The organism is Micromonospora saelicesensis, from assembly GCF_900091575.1.
GTDB classification, from domain to species: domain Bacteria; phylum Actinomycetota; class Actinomycetes; order Mycobacteriales; family Micromonosporaceae; genus Micromonospora; species Micromonospora saelicesensis.
Map to the genome: position 1 here is coordinate 194,414 of NZ_FMCR01000002.1, position 22,685 is coordinate 217,098.

Below are 22,685 nucleotides of genomic sequence, written 5' to 3' on the forward strand. Positions count from 1 at the left end.
CGGCCCGGCGCGACGACAGAAGGAGTCAGCGTGGCCATCACCCTCGTCAATCCGGACGGGCTACCGAAGCCGGACGTCTACCGTCAGTTGTCGATCGCGACCGGGTCCAGGCTGGTCTTCCTCGCCGGTCAGGTGGCCCGCGACGTCGAAGGGCGCAAAGTCGGCGAGGGAGACCTCGCCGCTCAGGTCGAGCAGTGCTATCTCAACATTGGCACCGCCCTGGCCGAGATCGGTGGGTCCTTCGGCGACGTGGCGAAACTGACCATCTACGTCGTCGACTGGTCGTCCGACAAGATGCCCCTGTTGGGCGAAGGCGTCGCTCGGGCGGGTGCGAAGCTGGGAGTTGACCTGGTCAAGCCCATCACGCTGCTGGGGGTCAGTGCTCTGGGCGAGCCTGATCTCCTCGTCGAGGTCGAAGCCACTGCGGTGCTCGACTGACAACAACCCGACGTCGGGCGTCCAGCACTCAACCGCGACGTCGCGACCGGGCCGCCCACACCGCGTAGGCCGGGTCGCGGTCGAGGTTGTGCCGGTCCCGGTCGTAGCGGCGGGTGGTGCGCGGGTCGGCGTGCCCCATGGCGTCCTGCACGTCCTCCAACGGCACGCCCTCCGAGCGGGCCGTGGTGGCGAAGGCGTGTCGCAGCGAGTGTGGGGACAGCTTCGCCCAGGCCGGGATGCCGGCGGCGCGGGCGAGCCGACGGACCATCCGGAACACCGAGTGCCGGTCCAGCCGGGCACCGCTGGCGGTGACCAGCAGCGGGCCGGTGAGCTGCGGCACCGGCACGCCGGTGGTGGCGGCCCGCTGGGCCAGGTAGGCGTCCAGGGCGTGCGCGGTGCCCGGGGTGAGGGCGCGGCGACGTTGTTTGCCGCCCTTGCCGATGAAACGCACGCTGCGGTGGCCGCGTTCGGTGCCGAGGTCGGTCAGGTCCAGCGAGATCAGCTCCCCGACCCGCAGACCCAGGTCGGCGAGGAGCGCGAGGGCCGCCCGGTTGCGTACGGCGGTCGCGCCGGTGTCCGCGTCGGCCGCGCTGAGCAGGGCGTCCACCTCCTCGGGCGTGAGCCCGACGGTGGCGGAGTGGTCCCGGTCGACGCGGGGGCGGTCGGCGCCGGAGACCGGGTTGGCCGGCACAGCGCTCAGTTTGACCAGGAAGTCGTACCAACTGGACAGCGCCGAGAGTCGGCGCGCGACGGTCGCCGGGGTCAGTGTGCGGCCGCTACGGGCGCCGACGCTGCTTTCCAGCGCGCGGGCGTACTCGTTGACGTGCAGGAACGTGGCCCGCAGCGGGTCCAGGTCGTGACCGGCGCACCAGCGGAGCCAGCCGGTGACGTCACGTCGGTAGGCGTCGCGGGTGTGCTCGGACAGCCGCCGGTTGCGCAGCCACGCCTCGGTGACCTCGACCGGCCCGCTCGGCAGCGCTGGTGGCGCGGACGGGCGGGCGAGTACCGGAGCGTCGGAGAACACCATGTGAAAAAGGCTCTCAGCCTCGGGTGGGATCGGCGTGCAGGCGCGCCGGTCCCACCCGTCACCGTGTCGGATCAGGCGTTGATCTCTCGGCGGGAGCCGCCGTTGGCCTGGATGGTCACCCGGCGGGGCTTGGCGCGCTCGGCGACCGGGATGCGCAGCGTCAGCACCCCGTTCTCGTAGCCGGCCTCCAGCTTGTCGGTGTCGAGCGTGTCACCGAGGAACAGCCGCCGGGTGAAGGTGCCCATCGGGCGTTCGGCGGCGACCAGTTCGACGCCGTCGCCGGTGGGCCGGCGACGCTCGGCGCGGACGGTGAGCACATTGCGCTCGACGGTGCAGTCGATGCTGTCCGGGTCGACGCCGGGCAGGTCGAACGCCGCGTAGAAGTGGTCGCCGTCGCGGTAGGCGTCCAGGTGCATCGTCGCGGGACGGGCCGCCGTACCGAAGAACTGCTCGGCGAGCCGGTCGATCTCGCGGAACGGGTCGGTACGCATCAACATCGTCATGCCTCCTCGGTTCTCCTGGCCGAAGGTGATGAGTTGAGCCGGGGTGACTCAACTTCCTCTTCTTATTTAGCGCGTCCGCGCGCCGGCGTCAACTGCTCCGGACAGCCGCTTTTCAAACCAGTGTTCGGCGTAGGGGCCCCGCGAGTACGCCGGGATCTCGGCGTAGCCGTGTCGGGCGTACAGGGCGCGGGCCTCGACCAGGTCGTGGCGGGTATCGAGCCGGATCCGGTCCGCCCCGGCCGCGCGCGCCCGCTCCTCGACGGCGGCCAGCAACACGGCGCCCCCACCGGCGCCGCGGTGCTCGGGGCGGATGAACACCCGGGTCAGCTCGGCCCAGCCGGGTTGCCACCGCAGCCCGGCGCAGCCGGCCAGGTCGGTGCCGTGGTGGGCGAGCAGGAGCAGCCCGCTCGGCGTGGTCAGGTCGTCGCTGGGTAGCTCGGCCAGCGCCGCGTCGACCTCGCCGGGCAGTGCCGAGCGACGGTGATAGCGAACCACCATCTCGGTCATGTACTCGCGCAGCAGCAGCACCGCGTCGGGGTGGTCGGGCCGGCTGGTGTTGGTCGTCCAGGTGGGCCGGGCGGTAATGGTCACCTGTTGATCATCACTGCCCGGTCAACGGTTTTATCCGGTCCCCGCGGTTCGCGTACCCGTTGTCACGGCCTTGCCGACCCGTAGCAGCGGCCAGTCGGCCAGGTCCTGCAGCAGTTGCCGGTCGTGGGCGGCGACGACGACGGCGGCGCTCGTCGATGCTAGCAACCTCGGCGCATCGACTCATGAGGGTTTCGCCCACCCCGTGGTCGGCGCGACACGAGGTGGGCGGGGGGAATGCCAGCGGGCCGCCTACCGGCGGGGGCGGGGCAGCAGGGCGATCAACGCGACCGCCACGGCCACGTGCGTCGCGCCGAGGGCGAGCTTGGCGCCGCCGGTGGCCTCGACGCTGAGCACGGGGACGAAGGACAGCACCGTCACGACGATGGCCAGCGAGATCCAGACCGGTCGGGCGACCCGGGGGGCGAACCGCTCCAGCAGCGCCAGCGCCGCCCAGCCGAGCAGGGCGGCGACAAGGGCGATCATGACGATCCCGCCGGCCCCGATGACAGTGGCGGGCTGGCCCGGGCTCTCGACGGTGTAGTCGACTCCGGCCAGCGCGCCGATCGCCCAGATGGCCAGGGGAGCCACGACGGCGGCGGCGATGCCGAGGGCGCGGCGGCGCAGGGGTGAGGGGGCGGGGGTCGTGACGGCGGCAGCACTCATGACGGCTCCTCGTTCAGGGGAAACGAACGAGTACGACCGTAACAGATAGTCTTGTTCGAAACTATCTTTCTCGGAACTAACAGCCGGAGCGGGCCCCCGGCGCGTACGGGGAGGTGTTGGCCAGTGGCCCGCTCACCAGGGCCAGGAGAGCCCGCAGGAAGGCCTCCCGGTCCTGCTCGGGCAGGGTTGCCAGCAGGTCGTCCTGGATGCGCCGGACCACCTGTTGCGCCTGCCGCAGCACCTGCTCCCCCGCCGGCGTCACCGCGACCATCCGGGCCCGTCGGTCCGTCGGCACCGGACGGCGCTCGGCCAGCCCGGCCCGCTCCAACTGGTCGAGCGTCACGACCATCGTGGTCTTGTCCACGCCGCACCGCTCGCCGATCTCCCGCTGGGTCAGCTTACCGGTGTGGGCCTGCGCCAGCACGTAGTGCGCCCGCGGCGAGATGCCCAACTCGGCCAGCCCGGCGGCGTGCTCGGTCTGCAATGCGTGACTCGCCCAGGAGAGCAGGAACAACAGGTCCGGCGGGCCGTCCGAGGGCGTGCACGAGGTCATGCGCCGAGGCTAGCAAGATCCTCCGCGACCAGACGGTTCGCGCAGCCGACGTTCAGGGCCGCTGGTAGATGCCGTGCTCGCGGGTGAGCAACTGCTCGTCGATCAGATACCGGCGCAGCGTCGCGTGATCCGACCCGCCTGCGGCGCACCACGGCTTGAGCGCGTCGTCGACGGCCCGCTCCGGATAGCGGGTGCCCGGCTCGAACGACTGCTCGGCGATGTGCGCCAGCAGCACCCGCCGTCGACCCCGCTGCGCCGGAAGGCTCACCAGGACGCCGGCCCGCAGGAAGGTCCGCAGCACCGGGTCGACGCCGGGTTCGGCGTCGTCGGCCGGGCCGCTGTCGCGCGCGGTGGCCCGCAGCGACGCCTCGTCTGCCGCGAGCGCGCCGTCCGCGCCGGTGACGAGGCCCGCGTCGGTGAGCCGGCGAACCCCGGTGAGCACGACCCGCGCCGGCAGGCCGGTCCGCTCGGCGACCTCGGTCGCGCTGGTCGCACCCAGCACGATCGCCGCGAAGATCCGTCGTCGTCCGTCGTCGGCCAGGGCCCCGGCCAGCACATGCGCAGTCACGCCGGTCACCCTTGCATCAGCGGTACGCGGGCCGCCAGGCGATTTTCGGCCCCGCTCAGTCGGTCTGCGGCGTGTTCTGTGGCTGTTCGGCGACGAGCAGCACCCGGCGCAGCAGGTCGGAAAGGTGTCGCCGCTCGGTCGCGGTGAGCGCGCCGAGCAGGCGGAGCTCCTCGGCGCCCTGGACCTCCATCGCCCCGCGCCACGCGGCCCGACCCGCCTCGGTGAGTTCCACGTCGACGCGTCGACGGTCGACTGTCGACGGAATCCGGTGCACGAAACCCCGCCGCAGCAGCGCGTCCACCCGCGCGGTGATCGAGGCGGGGGCCATCGTGAGGTCCGCGGCGAGGTCCGAGGGCGCGGCCCGGCCACCGCGACCGGCGAGGGCGTGCAGGGTGTCGTACTCGTGGGCCGGCAGGTCGAGGTCGACCAGGACCCGCTCCTTGACGGCCCGCAGATGCCGGGTCAGTCGGATCATCCTGGTCACCACCCCCTCGACGTCCGCGTCGAGGTCGGGCAGCACGGGCAGCCAGCGCTCGATGTGCCGGTCGACGGCGTCCGGAGTGATGGTCACCGTGCCAGCTTACCTCAGCGCCGAAATATTCATTGCCGAAATATTCGATGTCGAAGTATGTTGTCGGCATGGCTCACCCACTGCGCAACCACTCCTTCCGGCTGCTGTTCCTGGGACGCACCATCTCCGCCCTCGGCGACGCGGTGGTGCCCGCCGCGCTGGCGCTGGCCGTGCTGCGGGCCACCGGCTCCACCGGCGCGCTCGCCGTCGTCCTCGCCGCGGCGGTCGTCCCCCGGCTGGTCCTGTTGCCGTTCGGCGGGGTGGTGGCCGACCGGTTCGACGCCCGCCGGGTCGCCCTCCTGGCCGACCTGGTCCGGTGCGCCACGCAGCTCGCGGTCGGCGTGGAGCTGCTCGGCGGCGACCCGTCGCTGACCACAGTGGTGGTGGCGTCCGCGCTCGGCGGCACCGCCTCGGCGTTCGCCATTCCGACCGCGTCCCCGCTGGTCGCCGGCACCGTCGAACCAGCCGACCGGCAGCAGGCCAACGCCCTGATGGGCATCACCGCCAACACCAGCCGCCTCGCCGGCCCGGCCCTGGCCGGCGCGCTGATCTGGGCCGCCGGGCCCGGCTGGGCGTTCATCCTGGACGGTGCGTCGTTCGCGCTCAGCGCCGCGCTGCTCGCGCTGGTGCGGGTCCGCCACGTGCCGGTGCCCCGCCGTTCCGTCCTCGCCGACCTGCGGCACGGCTTCGGCGAGGTACGCGCCCGCGACTGGTTCTGGACCAGCCTGCTCGGGCACGGCGTGTGGAACGGCGCCGCCGCCGTGCTGATGACCCTCGGGCCGGCCGTCGCCATCGACCGCCTGGGGGGCGAGACGACCTGGGTGCTGCTGTTGCAAGCCGGCGCGATCGGGATGCTCACGGGATCGCTGCTGGCCGGGCGGGTCCGGCTGCACCGGCCGGTGCTGCTGGCCAACCTCGGGCTGGCCTGCTACGCCGCGCCACTGTTCCTGCTCGCCGTCGCCGCGCCCGCCCCCGCGGTGATCGTCGCCTACGCGGTGGCGCTGACCGCCCTCGGCTACCTCAACCCGGTGTGGGAGACCGTCGTGCAGCACCATTTCCCGCCGGAGGTCCTGGCCCGGGTCACCTCGTACGACTGGCTGGTCTCGCTGGGCGCCATGCCGCTGGGCTACGCCCTGGCGCCGTTGGCCGCCGACGCGTTCGGCGCACCCGTCCCGCTGGCCGTCGCGGGCCTGCTGGTCCTCGCCTCCTGCGCGGGCACCGCCCTCGTTCCCGGCGTACGCCGACTCACCTGGCCGGCGACCCCGCAACCGCAACCGGCCGACCCCGCTGCCGTCCGTTGATCAGATCGATCGTCGATGCGACGGCCGGGCCCACATACGACAAAGGCTCCCGGCCAGTGCCGGGAGCCTTTGTCGTATGTGGTCGGTCAGCCGGCGTCGCGGGCCATCGCGACGAAGCCGCGCCACGACTGTGGGCTGAACGTCAGCGTGCCCCCGTCGCGGTCCTTCGTGTCACGGACCAGGACCACGCCCGGAAGGTTGTCGGCAACCTCGACACAGTTGCCACCGTTGCCGCCGCTCCTCGTGCTTTTCCGCCACCGCGCACCGGTCATGTCCATGATGCTGCCGCTTCTCTGAGAAGTTCCAACGAGCGCCCTCGGGGCAGGGCCTCGCCGCGAATGCGCTCCCACCGTCGTTCCAGGCTAACAAGATCCGACGTTTGATCGAGGATCTGCGCCCGTGCCGCGCTGTCGACGTGCGCGATCCGTGACCCGTCCGGCATGTCGGCGATGGTGAACGGTCCGTCGAGTCCGGGGTAGCTGGGCGCGTCCGCCGGGACGATGTGGAGTTGCACGGTGCCCGCCTCGGCGTGCCCGAGCAGGCGCGCGAGTTGCACCGCCATCAGCCCGCGGTCGTCGCCGACACGGCGCCTCAGCACCCCTTCGTCCAGCACGGCGATCAGTAGCGGTCCGCCTCCCCGGCCGAGGATCGCCTGCCGGTTGATCCGCGCCTCGGCGAACTCGGCGACCGCCTCCGGTGTCAGCACCCCACCGGCCAGGGTCGCCCGGGCGTACGCCTCGGTCTGCAACAGCCCTGGCACCCAGGTCAGCTCGAACGATCGCAGCGTCACGGCCTCACGTTCGAGGTCGACCCACGGCCGGAACCACACCGGCTCACGGCGACGGACCACGTCCGGCCACAGCGCGTCGGCGTCCTTTGCCAGCAGCCCGGCCACTGTCGCACGGTGTCGGCTCTGGGGAATGTGCCCCGGGTTTGCCCATCTGGCGACGGTCTTCGGGTGCACACCGAGCTGACCTGCGAGGCTCTCGGCGGTGTGACCCGCCGCGACAAAGGCGTGATTCATGCCGTCCCTCCCCTGGAACAAATCAGCTGCTCCGAAGAGATTAGTTAACGCTGTGTGTTTGTCCAGCAACCCCCGGCAAAGTGCGGTGTAGACGGTGCTGCGACGAGAAGGAGAAGCTGTGCAGAACGAGGTACCGGGCGCTCTCAGGGCCGGGGACGTGGTCCTGTTGGCCACCGCCACGAGCGTCCAATTCAGCAAACCCACACCGGTCCGGCGTTGCGCAACCGTGGGGGTCGGCTGATGCCCGAGCGTCCCAAGCACTCCCCGTTGCGCCCGTCGTGGCGCTGCCCGGTCTGCGGCATCCTGTGGCCGTGCTCGGCCGCGAAGCTGCGCCTGCTCGGCGAGTACCGCGAGGATCGGCCGGGCTTGTTGATCCACCTGACGAAGGTCCAGGAGGAGGCCACCACTGATCTCACCAAGCTCAACCCGGACGTCGCGCTGCCCGATCTGACCCCGCGTTTCGTCGGCTGGGCGGAGGCCCGCTGAGGCGGTCGTCAACCACCTCTGGGGGTCTGTACGAGTCAGCGCAATGCGGGAGACTGACGGCGTGACGACCCGCCCCGGGATGAGGCCGCCCGGATGAGCCGACCATTCAGGATCGTCGTCGCCGTGCTCGCCGCGGTGGGCGCCATCCTGATCTACCTGGGGGTCACCGCCGAGGTCAACTCCATGGCGGGGCCGATCACCGTCACGCGGACCGCCGTCGACTTCCGGACCCTCGTCGCGAAGGGGGTGGTCTTCTTCGCCCCCCTCGACCCCATCACCGCTCCCATGATGGACGCGGTGACGCCGCTGATCCGCTGGGTCGTGATCCTGCTGGTGGGGGTGTCGACGTACCTGGCCTGCGGCCTGGTCACCCGGCGGACGCACCCGTTCATCGCGGCCATGGTCGGTGCGGCCGCCGCCCTCACCGCCACGGCGATCGGGGACCTGCTCTGGTGGGCCACCCTGGTGGTCCGCGTCCACACCGCCCCCGCCGGTTGGTACGCCAACGAGGCACTGGACCATTCCACGCTCCTCGCCAGCGCGCATCTGACGCTGACCGGCTGGACGTCCGACGCCCTCTTTCTCGGCTGCCTGCTGGCGGGCGCGAACGCTTCCCTGGTGGGTTGCACCAGCCTGGCGATATTGCTGCTGGGCCGGCTCAAGAAAGACACCGACGAAGGTGACGACGAGCCCCGGGACGCGGCCGACGACAGCGCTCCGGCAGCCCGCGTTCTTCTCATCGGCGACGTGCGAGGACGCAGCGCGAACCTTGCCCTGGCCGGCGTCCTTCCGGTGCTGGTGCTCATGCTGATCAACGGCACCCAGGCGGTGTGGGACAGCTATTCGGGGAGAGGCTTCCTGGCGCTGCTCACTGTGTTCCTGTCCCGCCCCGCCCTGTCCCCGCCGCCACGTGGACGCGACGACGTCGAATATCGACTGACCCACGAGATCGACCCGAATCCCCTGTCGATGGACGTATGGGTGCACAGGTCGGTGCTCGCCCTCGCCGTGCTGGTGGTGCTGTGGCTCCTGCTCTGGGCGTTGCTCGCCGGCCTGCCGAACTCCAGTCACCGCCTCGGGCTCGTCGTCGTCTGTTGGGGTGCCACGATCGCGGCGTCCGCGCTGACCGCGACGTCCGATGTCCTCGTCGGCTGCGCCATCTCGGACTCCCCTACCGGCTGCGCGCCCTGGGAGTCCCTGGGCCTGCAATTGACCTCGGCGCTGCGGTTCGGCGCGGCCTGGGGTTGGCTCGTCGCGCTGCCGGTGCTGCTGGCCCGTCGGCTCCTCGACACCGACACGTCCATCGATACGCAGGAGACTCCGGTCCATGAGTCCACGTAACAAGCGTCCGCGTCGCCGTAAGGCCCCGGTGTCGTCCCCCGTGCCGGCACCTGTCGCCTGGTGGAAGCGTCCCGTCACCTGGCTGCTGACGATCGTGGTCGGCGCGGTCGCCACCTGGCTCGGCGCCGTCGTTCTCGGCGCGATCAACCAGTGGAAGCCAGCGAACGAGCTGGCCGAGCAGTTGGCCGGCCGGGGGCCTGTCGTCGTCCTGGACGTGAAGCACGTTCCCTACCCGCAGGAGGGTGCGCTCGACTACGTCTACCCCGCCGGCGCCGACCTGGCTCGCCTGGACGCCAAACGGCCGGACGATCCGTCCGTCGAGGCCGGCGCTGTCGACATCGAACGGAGCACCTGGGAGATCACCCTCGTCGGCACCCGGGACGAGGCCGGCGAGGCCGTCGACCTGCGGCCCGTCCTCGTCGAGCCCTGCCGCCCCCCGCTCACCGGGACTCGGGAACACAACGATTCCCAGGGTGACTCCAAGAAGATCGTCCTCGTGACACACGTGGATCGACCGAATCCCCGCATGCTCGTCGACGACCCGGATGGCGAGGATGCCGGTGCCCCGTTCTTCTCCACCCACAAGATCACCTTGCCCAAGGGTGAGAAGAACGTCATCCAGGTACGAGCGCTCAGCGCGAAGCAGCACTGCCGATGGCGACTGGAGCTGGACTACCTCGCCGACGGACGACGGACGACAATGGTGATCTCGGCACCCGGCGACAAACCGTTCGAGGTGACCGGGCGCGCTGACGACTCGGCCTACGCCGGGATCTACCTCAATCCGCTGAACGGCTGTCGGGCCAAGGACGGCAGCGAGACCGATCGGCTGCGCATCACCGGCGCCGAGTACGCGCAGATGGTGCGCGACGGGCGCAGCTGCCCCTACTGACCGCCGGCCGCCCACCAGCTGCGGCACCCACCCCGGACCGTCCAGTACGACGACGACCCGTCCCGCGTCATCGCGCTGCTCGCCCGCAAATATCTTCCGTTCGAAGCGGTGGCCAGCACGACCGCGGACTGGTCGGCACCCCTACCGGTGCGGCTACGACTGCCCGACGACCAGGGTGTTCTCGTCGCCGCCGAGAGGTCGGCGCTGAGCTGCCGAGTCGGAGACGGTCAGTGGCAGGACGCCGGCCGCAACGCGGCACTCCTGCCCGCTGCCGCGACCGACGTACGGGTCACCGACGCCAACGGGACCACCACCGACGTCCCGATCGCTTCCTGAGTCAGCTCCCCGACAACCGTAAATACCGCGCTCACCGACGCTGTGATGGCTACCTTCACCTACAGGCTGATCGGTGGACCGTGTCACCCGTCCTCTGTGTCGGCAGCACGACGCCGCACCGCAGCCCTCGGCGACAGGGGAAGTTCGAGATGTCCGGCGCAGCGTCCGCCACGGCAGACGCTGCGCCATTGCGTCCCACCCGACTGCTTCGCCGCAACAGGCCATTCCGAACGCTCTTCTCGGCACGGCTCGTCTCGTATGCGGGCGATTCGCTCAGCCTCGTCGCGCTCATCTTCCACGTCGCCGAGACGACGGGGAAGGGACTGGCGGTCGCGCTTCTGCTTCTGGTCGGAGATTTCGCTCCATCCCTGTTGGGTCCCTTCACCGGAGCCCTCGCTGATCGGCTCAATCTCCGACGGTTGATGGTCGTCTGCGAACTCGTCCAAGCTGTGGTCCTGCTGGTCATCGTGCTGACAATGCCCTCGCTGCCGATGCTGCTGGCTCTCGTCGCGGTTCGCGCCACCGCGTCGCAGCTCTTCCAACCGGCGTCTCGGGCGGCGGTGCCCGCACTGGTCGGTGACAGTGACCTGGAAACCGCCAACTCCACCCTCGGGTTCGGCTCCAACGCAGCAGAGGCGGTCGGCCCCCTGCTCGCCGCAGCCCTGTTCCCGCTGGTCGGATTGCGTGGTGTGCTGCTCGTCGACGCCGTGTCGTTCCTGGTCTCGGCCGTGCTGCTCGCGACGCTCCCCTCACTTCCGCCAGCTTCCGGCGACGGGCGCCAGCCGTCCCTGCTGCGACAGGCCAGAGCGGGCATCGCCTATCTGTTGAGTGTTCCGACGGTGCGGGTGATCTTCCTTGGCTTCACTGCGGTGGTCGCCTTCAACGGGGTCGACGACGTAGCCCTGGTGCTGCTGGCCCAGAAGACCTTTCACGTCGGCGAATCCGCGGTCGGGCTTCTGCTGGGCGCGGTCGGTGTCGGACTGGTGGCCGGTTACGCCATGTTGTCCAGGTGGGGCACCCGGGCGTCGATGCCGCTGCTGCTGATCGCGGGCTTCGCCGTCAGCAGTGTCGGCAACCTGCTGACCGGGCTCGCCTGGGCCGTCGCCGCCGCGATCGCCCTGCAAGCCGTCCGTGGGTTCGGGTTGGCGGCCATGGACGTCGCCTCCAGCACACTGCTGCAACGCACGGTGCCCCCGGGCATGCTGGGCAGGGTCTTCGGCAATCTGTACGGTGCGATCGGGGTCGCCGCCGCGACGTCCTACCTCGCCGGCGGTGTCCTGCTGGACGCCACCTCCGCCCCGGTGACGCTGATGGTCGCGGGGGTCGGCGGACTGGTGGCCACCGGCGTCGTCGCGTTGCGACTGCCGCGGGCGATGCGACGCGCCGACGAGGATGGCGCGACGCCGACACCATCCGCGCCGACCACCGAACAGATCGGGTGATCAGGTCCGGCGGTCGGTGCGCAGCCGTGCGTGCAGGTGCATGTCGTGCCAGCCGTCGGCGTGGCGAACCGACCCCCGGGCCACGCCCTCCACCGGAAAACCGGCCCGCGTGGCCACCCGGCACGACGCCGCATTGGCGGTCGAGTGCTCCAGGGCCAGCCGGTGCAGACCGGCCCGCGTGAAACTCCACCGGGTGAGTGCCCCCAGCGCCTCGGTGGCGATGCCCCGACCACGCGCAACGGGCAACAACCAGTACGACACCTGCGCCGACGCCTCGTCCAGCAGCACGCCCCGCAAGCCCACCTGACCCAGCGGTCGGTCGTCGGCGTCGACGATCGCCCAGCTGGCGGCCGTCTCGTCACGCCAACGACCGGCCCACTGCGCCGTCCACGACCGCGCCTCGTCGTCGCCGTCGATGCGCCGGACGTGCCACCGCTGGATCTGCGGGCAGTCGAAGGCGGCCCGGACGGCCGGGGCGTCGTCGTCGCGCCACGGCCGCAGGGCCAGCCAGGGGCGTACCGGGAGGTGGGGTTGCTCCTGGGCGGCGAGGCTTCCGGCGGGCAGGGCTGGTGCGATGAGCAGCGGCATCAGCCCATTATCGAGCCGACGGCCTCACTTCCCGGTCGGGCCGCCCGCGAGTTCGGCGACCACGTCGAGGTGGCCCAGGTGGCGGGCGTACTCCTGCACCAGGTGGAACAGCACCCGCTCCAGTGACGCCGGGTCCGCGCCGTTCCACCGCGGGCCCGGCGCGCCGATCTCGGCCAGGTCGTGTGCCGTCACCACGGCCGTGGTGTGCGCGCCCTGCGCCCGCAGCGCCGCCACCAGATCCGCGCGGGTCTCGTCAGGGGCGACGTACCAGCGGTCGTCGCGGCGGTCGCCCCACGGCTCGGCGACGTCCCGGCCTTGGAAACCCCACTCGATCCAGCGCAGCTCGACGTGGCGCAGGTGTGTGAGCAGCTCCAGTGGCGTCCACCCGGACGGCAGCCGGCTGCGCCGCAGCTCCGGCTCGGCGAGCGCCGACACCTTGGCCACCGTGGACTCCCGGAAGTAGTCCAGGTAGCGCAGGAAGACCTCGGTGCGGCTGCCGGCCGGGTCGGTGGGCTCGGGGAACGACGTCATGATCCGGCCGGCAGGTCACGGGCACGCTGGCGCACCCCGGCCGCGCCGTACGGGTAGTCGCCCACCAGCGGGGCGCTCGCCTCGTCCAGCAGCCGCATCTGCTCGGCGTCGAGGACCAGGTCGGCGGCGGTCAGGTTGTCGTCGAGCTGCTCGGTGGTCCGCGCGCCGAGGATCACCGAGGTGACCGCCGGTCGGGCCGCCAGCCAGGCCAGCGACACTGCCGACATGGACACGTCGCGGTCCCCGGCGATCTGGCGGACCGCGTCGAGCACCCGCCAGGTGCGCTCCTCGGCGTTGCGACCCGCGTACGCCTCGACGCCGCGCTGCGGGTTCTCGCCGAGCCGCGTCGTGCCGGTGGGCGTGCTGTCGCGCTGGTACTTGCCGGTCAGCCAACCGCCGCCCAGTGGTGACCACGGCAGGATGCCGATGCCCTCGTTCTCGCAGACCGGCACCAACTCGAACTCGATCTCCCGAGCCAGCAGGTTGTACTGCGGTTGCAGGGTCACGATCGGGGTGAGGTTGAGGTGCTGGGTGAGCAGGGCTGCCTTCTGCAACTGCCAGCCGGTGAAGTTGCTGACCCCCGCGTAGCGGATCTTGCCGGCGCTGACCGCGTCGTCGAAGAACCGCAGCGTCTCCGGCAGCGGGGTCAGCGGATCCCAGGCGTGCGCCTGGTACAGGTCGACGGCCTCGACGCCGAGGCGGCGCAGGCTGGCCTCCAGGGCGCGGGTGAGGTGCACCCGGGACAGGCCGGCGTCGTTGGCCCCCGGGCCCATCGGGAACCGCCCCTTGGTGGCGATCACCAGGCGGTCACGCAGCTCGGGTCGGCTGCGCAGCCAGCGCCCGATGATGTCCTCCGAGACGCCGGTGGAGTAGACGTCAGCGGTGTCGATGAAGGTGCCACCGGCATCGACGAACCGGTCCAGTTGGGCGAAGCTGCCGGCCTCGTCGGTCTCCGCGCCGAAGGTCATCGTGCCCAGACACAGGGTGGATACCACGGTGCCGGTGTTGCCCAGAGTGCGATAGCGCATATCGTCCTTTCGGTCCGAGTGACAAAGCTGATCTTCGCACCCGCCTCGACCACCCGCATTCGGCACAGTGCCGAACGCCCGTTGGGGCACCCACGCGGCGACGCCGCCGGTCATCATGAGCGGGTGAGCGAGCCCGCGATCGAGATCGACCGACCTCAGCGGCCGACCCAGTCGCCGCCGTCGGGGCGGCCGCCGGAGCCCGGCGTTCGTACCCGTGGCCCTTGGCTGGTGGCCGCCGCCACCACCGTGACGCTCCTGCTGCTCGCGGGCCGTTACGGCTATCACCGCGACGAGCTGTACTTCCTGCTCGCCGGTCGGCACCTCGACTGGGGCTACGTCGATCAGGGCCCGCTGGTCCCGGCGCTGGCCCGGCTGCTCGACACGATCGCCCCGGGCAACCTGGTGGTGCTTCGCACCCCGTCGGCGGTGCTGGCCGGCGGCGCGGTGCTGCTGGTCGCCGCCATCGCCCGGGAGCTGGGTGCCGGCCGGGGCGGGCAGCTCTTCGCGGCGGTGCTCGCCGCACTCTCCGGCATCGTGCTCGCCAGTGGTCACCTGCTCAGCACCACCACCGTCGACCTGCTGGTCTGGTTGGTCGCGGCGTGGTGTGCGGTGCGGTTGCTGCGTACCGGTGACAGCCGCTGGGCGCTGGGCATCGGGCTGGCGCTCGGTGTGGGCATGCTCAGCAAGCTGCTGCCCGCGCTGCTGGCCGTCGGCCTGGTCGCCGGGGTGCTCATCGCCGGCCCACGCCGGTTGCTGCGCGACCGGTGGGTGCTCGCCGCCGCCGGGATCACCGTGCTGCTGGCCGCGCCGAACCTGATCTGGCAGGCGGCCAACGGCTTTCCGCAGCTCGGCGTGGCCGCCTCCATCTCCGACGGTGACAGCTCCTACAGCGGTCGACGGGACGCGTTCACCCTCCAGTTCGTCATCATCAGCCCGTACGCCGTACCGATCTGGATCGCCGGCCTGATCGCGCTGCTCCGTCGGCCCGAGTGGCGGGCCTACCGGGCGGTGGGGTGGGCCTGGGTGGTCGTCGTCGGCATCGTGCTGATCGCCGGCGGCAAGGGTTACTACGACGCGCCGCTGTTGCTGGTCCTCACCGCCGCCGGAGCGCTGGTCACCGTGGCGTGGGCCTCGCGCGGGTCGCTCTGGTGGCGTCGGGGGTTGCTCGCGCTGGGCGTGGTGCCGTTCCTGCTGCCCAACGTCGTGTTGCTGCTGCCGGTGCTGCCGGCCGACCGGTTGCCCGGTTTCGTGGTCGACGTCAACTACGACGCCGGTGAGACGATCGGTTGGCCGGAGTTCGCCGACTCGGTCGCGAGGGTCCATCGTGGCCTGCCGCCCGAGGAGCGGTCACGGGCGGTCGTCCTGACCGCCAACTACGGCGAGGCCGGTGCACTGGCGCGTTACGGTCCGGCCCGTGACCTCCCCAGGGCGTACTCCGGGCACAACAGCATGGTCGACTTCGGTCGCCCGCCGGCCGACGCGGACGTGGTCATCGCCGTCGGCTGGGTTGGTGGTGAGCCTGGCGACCCGCTGGGCGCCTGGTTCGAGCGGTGCACCCTCTCCGGGGTGGTGGACCAGCGGGTCGAGGTGGACAACGACGAGAACGGCGGCCCGATCCACGTGTGCCGAGGGCTGCGGCGTCCGTGGTCGCAGATCTGGGACACCGAGGTACGCCACACCGGCTGACCGTGCACGACAGGCTCCGCCGGTCAGCCAGGGTCAGCTGGCTCCGCCGGTCAGCCAGGCCTGGATGCCGACCAGAGCCTCGGGGCCGGAGGTGGCGTCGACGTCGCGGGCGAGATCTGCGATCGTGACCGCGGCGAGCGCCTGGCGCCACGCGTCCTCGGCCGCCCACATCGCCCGGGACACCGGGCATGGCGTGGTGCAGGCGTCGGCCGGCGTCGCGAACGGGCCGCGCTGGCGGATCTCGGTGCAGACGAAGGTCCTGCCGGGACCGTCGACGGCCTGGACCACGTCGAGCAGGGTGATGCTCTGCGGTGCGCGGGTCAGCACGTAGCCGCCGGACTTGCCCTGCACGGAGTGGATCAGGCCGGCGCGGGCCAGCGCCTGGAGCTGCTTGGCGAGGTAGCTGCTGGAGACGTCGTGCAGTTCCGCCAGCTTGGCCGCCGGAACGGGCGTGTGGCTGGCGGTGAGCACCACGCAGCAGTGCAGCGCCCACTCGACCCCGCCGGACATCTTCATGACGTCACCCTAGTCACCCCGTTACTCGGACTCGTTGTGTCCGAGTATAGTTCTCGGACAAGGAAGGTCCGAGTTTCGGCTGAACCTCAGCAGTCGGACCAAAACAGTCACGGGAAGGTGCATGGGATGAAGATCGCCGTACTGGGCGGGACCGGCCTCATCGGGTCGCAGGTCGTGAAGATCCTGCAGGCCGCGGGGCACGAGGCGGTGCCGCTCTCGCCGTCCACCGGCGTGGACCTGCTCACCGGGCAGGGCCTGTCCGACGGGCTCGCCGGCGCCGAGGTCGTCGTCAACCTGACGAACTCGCCGACCTTCGACGAGGCGTCGCCCGCCTTCTTCCAGACGACCATGGACAACCTGCTGGCCGCAGCCGCTCGCGCGGGCGTCGGCCACGCGGTGATCCTTTCCATCGTCGGCGTCGACCAGGTGCCCGACCTGGACTACTACCGCGCCAAGACCCTCCAGGAGGAGATCCTCACGGCCGGTCCGATTCCGTACTCGATCGTCCGCGCCACCCAGTTCTTCGAGTTCGTCGAGGCGATCCTGTCCTGGACGGCCGACGACACCACCGTCCGCCTGCCCAGCACGCCGGTGCAGCCGATGGCCGCCGCCGACGTGGCGCAGGCCGTCGCCGAGGTCAGCATGGGCGCGCCGCTGCGGGGCATCCGCAACGTCGCCGGGCCCGACGTCTTCGCCCTCGACGAGCTGGGGCGGATCACCCTCGCCGCCCGTGGTGACCAGCGCACCGTCACCACCGACGACGGCGCCGGCATGTTCGCCGCCATGTCCGGCGATGTCCTCATCGCAGGCGACGACGCCGTCATCGCGCCCACCGCCTACCGGGAGTGGCTCGCGCGCCGGGCCTGAGGTGTCGACGCCCGCACGTCGCCGTGGCAGACAATCACGACGGCGGCGTGCGGGTCCCGGCCCGCCACTCGTTCGCCAGGATCGCGAAGACGAGCTGGTCGGCCCACTCCCCCTTGAACAGGTAACTCTCGACATGGCGGGCCTCCTGCCGCATGCCGAGTCGCGCCATCAGTCGGGCCGACGCGGTGTTGCGGCCGTGGCACCGGCCGTAGACCCGGTGCAGTCCGAACTCGGTGAAGCCCCAGTCCAGCAGCGCGGTGGCGGCCTCCGTGGCCAACCCGCGACCGCCGTGGTCGGGGTGGAAGACGAACCCGAGTTCGGCGGTACGGTCGAGCTGGCTGCGCCACACCAACTCCACGATCCCGATCACCCCGGCGTCGGTGACCACGGCCATCGTCAGGCAGTCACCCTCCGCGCGCCACGCGTCCTCGCCCGCCATGGCGAGCACCGACACCCGCGACTGCTCACGGGTACGCGGCTCCGCGCCGAGCATCCAGCGCACGACGTCTGGTCGACGCTGAAACGCGTACACGTCGTCGAGGTCGTCGATCGTGACCGGGCGCAGGACGAGCCGTGCGGTGCGGATCGGGTAGGTCGGCTGGAACATCACGCGATCGTAGAGACCCGCGCGGAGCGCTCCGTTACCGGCCGATCGGCGTCCGGGCGTCGGGGCAGCAGCAGCGGGCTCGCGAGGATCGCCAGCCCGGCGACCGTGATCGCCGTGCGTGGGCTGGTGGCCTGCGCGAGCAGCCCACCGAGCGCGCTGAGGGTGGCGATGGTCGCGCTGCTGCCGATGGACCAGGCAGAGAGGGTACGGACGACGCGATCCTTCGGAGTCTGTTGAAGGCGGTAGGTGGCGAGCACCGGGTTGTACAGGCTCATGCTGATGATGATCGCGAACTCGACGGCGATCACCGTGGCGAGACCGACCACGCCGGGCTGGACGACGGCGAGGCCGATCAGCCAGATCGCGCGCAGCGTGCCCACGGTGCGGATGATCCGATGTTGGCCGTAGCGTGCCACCACCCGACGGGCCAGGCGCGACCCGATGAGCCCGCCGACACAGGGCACGGCGAAGGCGAGGCCGTACTGCCAGGGCGCAAAGCCCAACTCGCCGAGCAGGAGCACGGCCAGCAGCGGTTCGGTGGCCATGATCAGCCCGCCGACGAGCAACTGGTTGAGGTAGAGCGCCCGCAGACCGGGGTGGGTCAGCAGGTGCCGCCAGCCGTCGAGCAGATCACCGGCCCGGACCCCAGCGCTGGCGCGCCGGGGGTGGTCTTCGGGGCCGCGAATGGCGGTGAGGCCCAGCGCGGAGAGCAGGTAGCTGAGCGCGTCGGCCACGACGGTGACGACAGGCCCGAAAAGTCCCACCGCGGCGCCGCCCAGCGGCGGCCCGAGCGCGATCGAACTCCAGGTCGTCGACTCGAACCGCGCGTTAGCCACCAGCAGGTCGTCCGGCCGCACGAGGGCCTTGAGGAAGGCGCCGCTGGCCGCGTGGAAGGCAATCTTGGCGGTGGCGAGCACGGCCGAGACGACCAGCAACTGCCCGAAGTTGAGCCGGCCCAGCGCGTACGCGACGGGGATCGTCAGCAGGACCGCGAACCGGGCCAGGTCCATCGCGATCATCACCCGCCGCTTGCGGTGGAACTCCACCCACGGCCCGAGCGGCAACGCGATCAGCGCGCCCACCGCCGGCCCCAGCGCGGCCAACACCGACACCTGAGCGGGGCTGGCCTGTAACACCAGCACGGCGATCAACGGCAACGCCCCGAAACCCAGCCCCGAGCCGTAGGCACTGACCGCGTACGACGCCCACAACCAGCCGAACCGCCGCCCCAGGGATCGTCTCGCGGACAAGCCCACACCTCCCGCCCCAACAACTCAGCGTTGACCGCGGCGATCAAAGCAAGGCGGACGACCATGGATCAAACAACCGGATGAGCGGCGCGGCACAACCAGAGGTTGTGTCAGTAGGGTTTGTCAGGTGAATCTCGACGCCGTCCGCACGTTCGTCGCCGCCGTCGACGCCGGCCAGTTCCAGGACGCCGCCGCCGCGCTGTCGATCACCCAGCAGGCCGTCTCCAAGCGCATCGCCGCACTGGAGAAGGACCTCGGGGTACGGCTGTTCACCCGCACCGCGCGCGGCACCCACCTCACGGTCGACGGTCAGACCTTCCTGCCGCACGCCCGTGAACTGCTCCGGGCCGAGGCGCGCGCCGACGCCTCCGTACGCCCCGGCCGACGGGCACTGCGCGTCGATGTGCACAGCCGACGGATCGCACCGGCGGTGCTGTTGCAGGACTTCCACCGCGCGCATCCCCGCATCGAGCTGGACGTCGTCACCCTCGACGCCGACGTCCACGCGGCGATGGCCGCCGTCGAGGCGGGGACGGTCGACGCCACCTTCCACGCTGTCACCGTCGCCGCGCGTCACCTGCCCGCCACGATCAGGACCACCCGCGTGATCGACGAGCACCACGAACTGCTCGTCGGCCCCCGCCACGCCCTGGCCAACGCGCGCACCGTCACGCCCGCGCAACTCGCCGAGCACCGCATCTGGATGCCCGGCATGGCCCCGGGCACCGAATGGGCCGACTACTACGACGAACTCGCCGCGGCGTTCGGCCTCACCATCGACCTGGTCGGGCCGGTCTTCGGCAACGAGGCGCTGCTCGCCGAGATCGCCGACTCCGCGGAGCTGGCGACCCTCGCGGGCGTTCGGACCCGGTACCTGTGGCCGGACAGCTACGACCTGCGGCGCGTACCGGTACGTGACCCGGCGCCCATCTACCCCATGTCACTCATCTGGCGCGACGACAACCCGCATCCCGCGTTGCGGGCACTGCGCGACTACCTCGCCTCCCGGCGAGTGCAGGCCCCCGACATCGAGGTCTGGCTGCCACCCTGGGGTTAGCGCGCAAGCGCGTCAGCGGCGACTACCCCATCACCACCACCAGACGTCGGGCGGCCTTGGATTCAGCCTGCCGTCCGTTGTGGTGCCGACACCATCCCTGCTGACCACCACCGGCAGCTGCGGCGGGCTGAGGAAGTGAGCAGCCAGGGTCGAAGTCTCGGTCGACGCGTCGCGATGTCTCGGCGTGTTGACACGCGTTCATCCGGCACTACATTTAACGTGTTGGTTAAGTGATTGGAGGCTCTGGTGTCAGGCAGCGATCAACTCAGCGCGGTGTTCTCGGCGCTCGCCGACCCGACTCGACGGGCGATCCTCGCCGAGCTGGCCGACCGCGACGCCACGGTCACCGAGCTCACCGCTCCGCTTCCGATCTCGATGCCGGCGGTGTCGCGGCACCTGAAGGCGCTTGAGCGCGCCGGGCTCATCTCACGCACCCGGTCGGGGAAGTTGCGGATGAGTCGCATCGAGGCCGCCCCGCTACGCGAAGCGGCCGACTGGATCGAGCGCTACCGGCGGTTCTGGGACACGTCCCTCACCCGCCTCGACGCCCACCTCGCGGCCGTGCAGGCCGCCGGCCGGCCGACGGACCGAACGACCCACGGCCCGGCGATTCCCGACAGGGAATCCCCGACCAAGGCTCACGACAAGGAGAATTGATGGACAGCGACAAACCGCCAATCGTCATCTCACGCGTGGTGGACGCGCCACGGGAGCTGGTCTACCGAGCTTTCACCGACCCGGACCACCTGGCCGCATGGTGGGGACCGATCGGCAACTCACTGCCTCGCGGCGAAATGGAGTTCGACGTTCGGCCCGGCGGCTACCAGCGGTGGACCGAGGTCTTCCCGACCCAACCCGACCTTCGGGTCGACGTCCACATCGACCTCACCGACGTCGTCGACGGCGAACTGCTCGACGGCGTCGCGCACGTCACCGGGCAACTGCCGGAGGGCATTGAGCCGCACGAGACAAGGATGCGGGTCGAGTTCCACGACGAGGCCGATGGACGGACGCGCCTCGAGATCCGTCAGTGGCTCCCGGGGCGGGTGGTTGGCCCTGCCGAACAGGGTTGGAACGAGGCCTTCTCCAAACTGGACGCCACACTGCGGAACGCCCAACCCGTCGCAGTCGACGTCGAGGTGTAGCGCCATGGCCAAGCTGATCTACGTGACGAACGTGTCCCTCGACGGTTACATCGAGGACGAACACGGCAGATTCGACTGGACCCCACCCGGCGACGACTACCTCGCGTTCATCACCGACCTGGTTCGGCCCAGGGGCACCTACCTCTACGGCCGGCGTCTGTACGAGTCGATGTCCGTCTGGGAAACCGACCCTGCCCTGGCCGCACATTCGAAGCTCACTGCCGACTTCGCCGACGTCTGGCAGGCAGCGGACAAGGTCGTCTACTCCACCACGCTGGACGCGACCTCGACCGCCAGGACCCGGGTGGAAAGGAACTTCGACCCCGCCTCGGTACGCGCCATGAAAGCCTCGGCCACCAGTGACCTCACCATCGGAGGCGCACACCTCGCGGCGCAGGCATTCCAGGCCGGGCTGATCGACGAGTGCCACCTGCTGATCCATCCCATCCTCACCGGCGGAGGCAAGCCCGGGCTGCCCAGCGGCACCCGCCTCGGTCTGGAGCTATCGGACAGTCGCCGACTCAGCAACGGTGTCCTGTACGTGCACTACGGCCTCCGTACCTGAGACGGTCGTCGGCGTCACCGGCCGGGACGTGTGTCGGTGACGCCGACGGGGCCACCGGCCGAAGCGACGCCCAGCTCGCTCTGTGCGTTCATCACGCTCGACCTGCGCGGTTGGCGGCGGTCCGATCCCCGTCGGAGCATCCGTCGCCGCGGCCCTGCTCAGGGCAGGTCGCCCGCCGGATCCGGTACCAGCAGGTCGAAAGTGTCTGAGCACTGACCTAGCCTGGTGAGATGCTGTCGCAGGTGAAGGGCTTGTCCCGACATTTCACAGAGGAGACCCTGCGGGCGCACCTCATCGATCGTTCGGTTCGTCGAGACGACGGCTGCCTGATTGTCTGCGGCTACGGTAGCCAGCGGGGCGTGTACCAGAAGGTCGCCGGGAGGGCTTGGGCCCACATCACGGCCTACGTTGTCTTCGTGGGTGACTACGACCCGAATTTGGACGTCCACCACCTTTGTGGCGTGCCGGACTGCATCGAACCAACTCATCTGCAGCAGGTGACACACGCCGAAACCTGCCGCAAGCGCGCCCAGCAGCCGCGCTGCAGCCGCGGGCATGAGCGTGAAATCGATCCCGCGAGTGGCCGCTACCGCAAGGTGTGTCGTGTGTGCAACAGCGAGGCCCAGCGAAGGTGGCGCATCCGCCAGGCCGCAGAGGTTGCCGCAGCACGGGCGGCTTACGGGCGGCAGGTGGACTGAGTACGTACCGCGCCGTCTTTCGGTCCGCCTCAGGCGCGAAGTCCGCTGAGCAGTTCGCGTCTTGATGGCGACGGCGACAGCCCAGATGGCACAGGCGTCGGCGAGACCCAACCACCACCACACCACGCCATTGTGGTGAACCCGTACGCCACCCGCCTCCGTTCGAAGCGGATGAGTCGGCACGTGAGCGGGCGGCCAGGGTCGTGCGGGTGCGTCAACACAACATCCTGATTCCTTACGCACAAGAACTGTCATTATGATGCATGTACGCTTCGTACCTTTCGTCCCAGGTAATTACCGGATTATCGTTAACGGTAATCCGGTAATTGGCTCCCCCGGTCCCTACCACCGGCGTCAGCCCGCCTCGGGGAACGCGGTGGCATTGCCGGCCCCCACGCGCTGAAGATGTCG

Annotated in this window: 29 protein-coding genes; 14 read left to right on the forward strand and 15 right to left on the reverse strand. The window is 70.6% G+C overall.

The genetic code is table 11. The features are described from left to right. Window positions 1-30 precede the first annotated feature (30 nt). Entirely contained in the window at window positions 31-438 is a 408-nt protein-coding gene (locus GA0070561_RS08810) for a RidA family protein (protein WP_091398104.1), read from the forward strand. 28 nt (window positions 439-466) lie between these two features. Here the strand turns inward: GA0070561_RS08810 and GA0070561_RS08815 are convergent, their stop codons facing one another. From GA0070561_RS08815 to GA0070561_RS08845, 7 genes are all read right to left on the reverse strand, one after another. Next, the gene (locus GA0070561_RS08815; RefSeq protein WP_091398108.1) at window positions 467-1,465 is read right to left on the reverse strand and encodes a tyrosine-type recombinase/integrase; all 999 of its coding nucleotides are present in this window, start codon (window positions 1,463-1,465) and stop codon (window positions 467-469) included. A gap of 71 nt (window positions 1,466-1,536) precedes the next feature. Beyond that, a complete protein-coding gene (locus tag GA0070561_RS08820; RefSeq protein ID WP_091400064.1) occupies window positions 1,537-1,962 on the reverse strand; it encodes an Hsp20/alpha crystallin family protein in 426 nt (141 codons plus the stop codon). Window positions 1,963-2,034: 72 nt separating this feature from the next. Continuing rightward, entirely contained in the window at window positions 2,035-2,559 is a 525-nt protein-coding gene (locus GA0070561_RS08825; RefSeq protein ID WP_244166125.1) for a GNAT family N-acetyltransferase, read from the reverse strand. A 249-nt stretch (window positions 2,560-2,808) separates the two neighbouring features. After that, complete coding sequence (locus tag GA0070561_RS08830) at window positions 2,809-3,222, reverse strand: DUF6069 family protein (RefSeq protein WP_091398111.1); 414 nt, start codon at window positions 3,220-3,222, stop codon at window positions 2,809-2,811. Window positions 3,223-3,298: 76 nt separating this feature from the next. Next, window positions 3,299-3,775, reverse strand: coding sequence for a MarR family winged helix-turn-helix transcriptional regulator (locus GA0070561_RS08835; protein WP_091398114.1), 477 nt, complete (start codon window positions 3,773-3,775; stop codon window positions 3,299-3,301). 52 nt (window positions 3,776-3,827) lie between these two features. Then, window positions 3,828-4,343 carry a DUF2087 domain-containing protein gene (locus tag GA0070561_RS08840; RefSeq protein WP_091400068.1) on the reverse strand — a complete coding sequence of 172 codons (516 nt, stop codon included), beginning with the start codon at window positions 4,341-4,343 and terminating at the stop codon, window positions 3,828-3,830. Window positions 4,344-4,398: 55 nt separating this feature from the next. Then, window positions 4,399-4,914, reverse strand: a complete 516-nt coding sequence (locus tag GA0070561_RS08845; protein ID WP_208603714.1) for a MarR family winged helix-turn-helix transcriptional regulator — start codon at window positions 4,912-4,914, stop codon at window positions 4,399-4,401. Window positions 4,915-4,982: 68 nt separating this feature from the next. Here GA0070561_RS08845 and GA0070561_RS08850 point away from each other — a divergent pair, with 68 nt between their 5' ends. After that, window positions 4,983-6,215 carry an MFS transporter gene (locus GA0070561_RS08850; RefSeq protein WP_091398117.1) on the forward strand — a complete coding sequence of 411 codons (1,233 nt, stop codon included), beginning with the start codon at window positions 4,983-4,985 and terminating at the stop codon, window positions 6,213-6,215. An 86-nt stretch (window positions 6,216-6,301) separates the two neighbouring features. On the opposite strand, the gene GA0070561_RS08855 is transcribed toward GA0070561_RS08850, so the two are convergent. Together GA0070561_RS08855 and GA0070561_RS08860 are read right to left on the reverse strand one after the other, a co-directional pair. Continuing rightward, window positions 6,302-6,493 carry a DUF397 domain-containing protein gene (locus tag GA0070561_RS08855; protein ID WP_091398120.1) on the reverse strand — a complete coding sequence of 64 codons (192 nt, stop codon included), beginning with the start codon at window positions 6,491-6,493 and terminating at the stop codon, window positions 6,302-6,304. Continuing rightward, window positions 6,484-7,239 carry a DUF5753 domain-containing protein gene (locus GA0070561_RS08860; protein WP_091398123.1) on the reverse strand — a complete coding sequence of 252 codons (756 nt, stop codon included), beginning with the start codon at window positions 7,237-7,239 and terminating at the stop codon, window positions 6,484-6,486. Before GA0070561_RS08860 ends, GA0070561_RS08855 begins: the two co-directional genes overlap by 10 nt. A 240-nt stretch (window positions 7,240-7,479) precedes the next feature. Between GA0070561_RS08860 and GA0070561_RS08865 the strand changes: the two genes are divergently transcribed. The 5 genes from GA0070561_RS08865 to GA0070561_RS08885 all read left to right on the forward strand — a co-directional run bounded on the left by GA0070561_RS08865 (window position 7,480) and on the right by GA0070561_RS08885 (window position 11,736). Continuing rightward, window positions 7,480-7,725: a flavin reductase gene (locus tag GA0070561_RS08865; RefSeq protein ID WP_091398125.1), complete on the forward strand. Its 246-nt coding sequence runs from the start codon at window positions 7,480-7,482 to the stop codon at window positions 7,723-7,725. Between the two features lie 93 nt (window positions 7,726-7,818). Next, the gene (locus tag GA0070561_RS08870; protein WP_091398128.1) at window positions 7,819-9,066 is read left to right on the forward strand and encodes a hypothetical protein; all 1,248 of its coding nucleotides are present in this window, start codon (window positions 7,819-7,821) and stop codon (window positions 9,064-9,066) included. Then, window positions 9,053-9,958, forward strand: a complete 906-nt coding sequence (locus GA0070561_RS08875; RefSeq protein ID WP_141710338.1) for a hypothetical protein — start codon at window positions 9,053-9,055, stop codon at window positions 9,956-9,958. Before GA0070561_RS08870 ends, GA0070561_RS08875 begins: the two co-directional genes overlap by 14 nt. Before the next feature lie 108 nt (window positions 9,959-10,066). Beyond that, complete coding sequence (locus tag GA0070561_RS08880) at window positions 10,067-10,294, forward strand: hypothetical protein (RefSeq protein WP_091398136.1); 228 nt, start codon at window positions 10,067-10,069, stop codon at window positions 10,292-10,294. Window positions 10,295-10,443: 149 nt separating this feature from the next. After that, entirely contained in the window at window positions 10,444-11,736 is a 1,293-nt protein-coding gene (locus GA0070561_RS08885) for an MFS transporter (protein WP_091398140.1), read from the forward strand. Here GA0070561_RS08885 and GA0070561_RS08890 read toward each other — a convergent pair whose 3' ends face one another. The 3 genes from GA0070561_RS08890 to GA0070561_RS08900 are packed head-to-tail and all read right to left on the reverse strand — an operon-like array spanning window position 11,737 to window position 13,883. Continuing rightward, window positions 11,737-12,324 (reverse strand): GNAT family N-acetyltransferase, encoded by a 588-nt coding sequence (locus tag GA0070561_RS08890; protein WP_091398143.1) that lies wholly within the window; start codon window positions 12,322-12,324, stop codon window positions 11,737-11,739. Between the two features lie 24 nt (window positions 12,325-12,348). After that, window positions 12,349-12,855 (reverse strand): DinB family protein, encoded by a 507-nt coding sequence (locus GA0070561_RS08895; protein WP_244166126.1) that lies wholly within the window; start codon window positions 12,853-12,855, stop codon window positions 12,349-12,351. After that, window positions 12,852-13,883, reverse strand: coding sequence for an aldo/keto reductase (locus GA0070561_RS08900; RefSeq protein ID WP_091398150.1), 1,032 nt, complete (start codon window positions 13,881-13,883; stop codon window positions 12,852-12,854). Before GA0070561_RS08900 ends, GA0070561_RS08895 begins: the two co-directional genes overlap by 4 nt. A gap of 123 nt (window positions 13,884-14,006) precedes the next feature. Here GA0070561_RS08900 and GA0070561_RS08905 point away from each other — a divergent pair, with 123 nt between their 5' ends. Continuing rightward, window positions 14,007-15,569 (forward strand): ArnT family glycosyltransferase, encoded by a 1,563-nt coding sequence (locus GA0070561_RS08905; RefSeq protein WP_091400073.1) that lies wholly within the window; start codon window positions 14,007-14,009, stop codon window positions 15,567-15,569. A 33-nt stretch (window positions 15,570-15,602) separates the two neighbouring features. On the opposite strand, the gene GA0070561_RS08910 is transcribed toward GA0070561_RS08905, so the two are convergent. Beyond that, entirely contained in the window at window positions 15,603-16,085 is a 483-nt protein-coding gene (locus GA0070561_RS08910; RefSeq protein ID WP_208603716.1) for an RrF2 family transcriptional regulator, read from the reverse strand. A 126-nt stretch (window positions 16,086-16,211) separates the two neighbouring features. Here GA0070561_RS08910 and GA0070561_RS08915 point away from each other — a divergent pair, with 126 nt between their 5' ends. Further along, complete coding sequence (locus GA0070561_RS08915) at window positions 16,212-16,952, forward strand: SDR family oxidoreductase (protein ID WP_091398154.1); 741 nt, start codon at window positions 16,212-16,214, stop codon at window positions 16,950-16,952. A 34-nt stretch (window positions 16,953-16,986) separates the two neighbouring features. Here GA0070561_RS08915 and GA0070561_RS08920 read toward each other — a convergent pair whose 3' ends face one another. Together GA0070561_RS08920 and GA0070561_RS08925 are read right to left on the reverse strand one after the other, a co-directional pair. Further along, entirely contained in the window at window positions 16,987-17,559 is a 573-nt protein-coding gene (locus GA0070561_RS08920) for a GNAT family N-acetyltransferase (RefSeq protein ID WP_091398158.1), read from the reverse strand. Then, window positions 17,559-18,809, reverse strand: a complete 1,251-nt coding sequence (locus tag GA0070561_RS08925) for an MFS transporter (protein WP_167362364.1) — start codon at window positions 18,807-18,809, stop codon at window positions 17,559-17,561. Before GA0070561_RS08925 ends, GA0070561_RS08920 begins: the two co-directional genes overlap by 1 nt. 127 nt (window positions 18,810-18,936) lie before the next feature. Here GA0070561_RS08925 and GA0070561_RS08930 point away from each other — a divergent pair, with 127 nt between their 5' ends. The 5 genes from GA0070561_RS08930 to GA0070561_RS08950 all read left to right on the forward strand — a co-directional run bounded on the left by GA0070561_RS08930 (window position 18,937) and on the right by GA0070561_RS08950 (window position 22,274). Beyond that, on the forward strand, window positions 18,937-19,866 hold the full coding sequence (locus GA0070561_RS08930) for a LysR family transcriptional regulator (RefSeq protein ID WP_091398164.1): 930 nt from the start codon (window positions 18,937-18,939) through the stop codon (window positions 19,864-19,866). A gap of 246 nt (window positions 19,867-20,112) precedes the next feature. After that, window positions 20,113-20,523, forward strand: a complete 411-nt coding sequence (locus GA0070561_RS08935; RefSeq protein WP_091398167.1) for an ArsR/SmtB family transcription factor — start codon at window positions 20,113-20,115, stop codon at window positions 20,521-20,523. After that, window positions 20,523-21,011: an SRPBCC family protein gene (locus GA0070561_RS08940; protein WP_091398170.1), complete on the forward strand. Its 489-nt coding sequence runs from the start codon at window positions 20,523-20,525 to the stop codon at window positions 21,009-21,011. Before GA0070561_RS08935 ends, GA0070561_RS08940 begins: the two co-directional genes overlap by 1 nt. 4 nt (window positions 21,012-21,015) lie before the next feature. After that, a complete protein-coding gene (locus GA0070561_RS08945) occupies window positions 21,016-21,576 on the forward strand; it encodes a dihydrofolate reductase family protein (protein WP_091398172.1) in 561 nt (186 codons plus the stop codon). A 230-nt stretch (window positions 21,577-21,806) separates the two neighbouring features. Further along, window positions 21,807-22,274: an HNH endonuclease gene (locus tag GA0070561_RS08950; RefSeq protein ID WP_091398176.1), complete on the forward strand. Its 468-nt coding sequence runs from the start codon at window positions 21,807-21,809 to the stop codon at window positions 22,272-22,274. The last annotated feature ends 411 nt before the right edge of the window (window positions 22,275-22,685 follow it).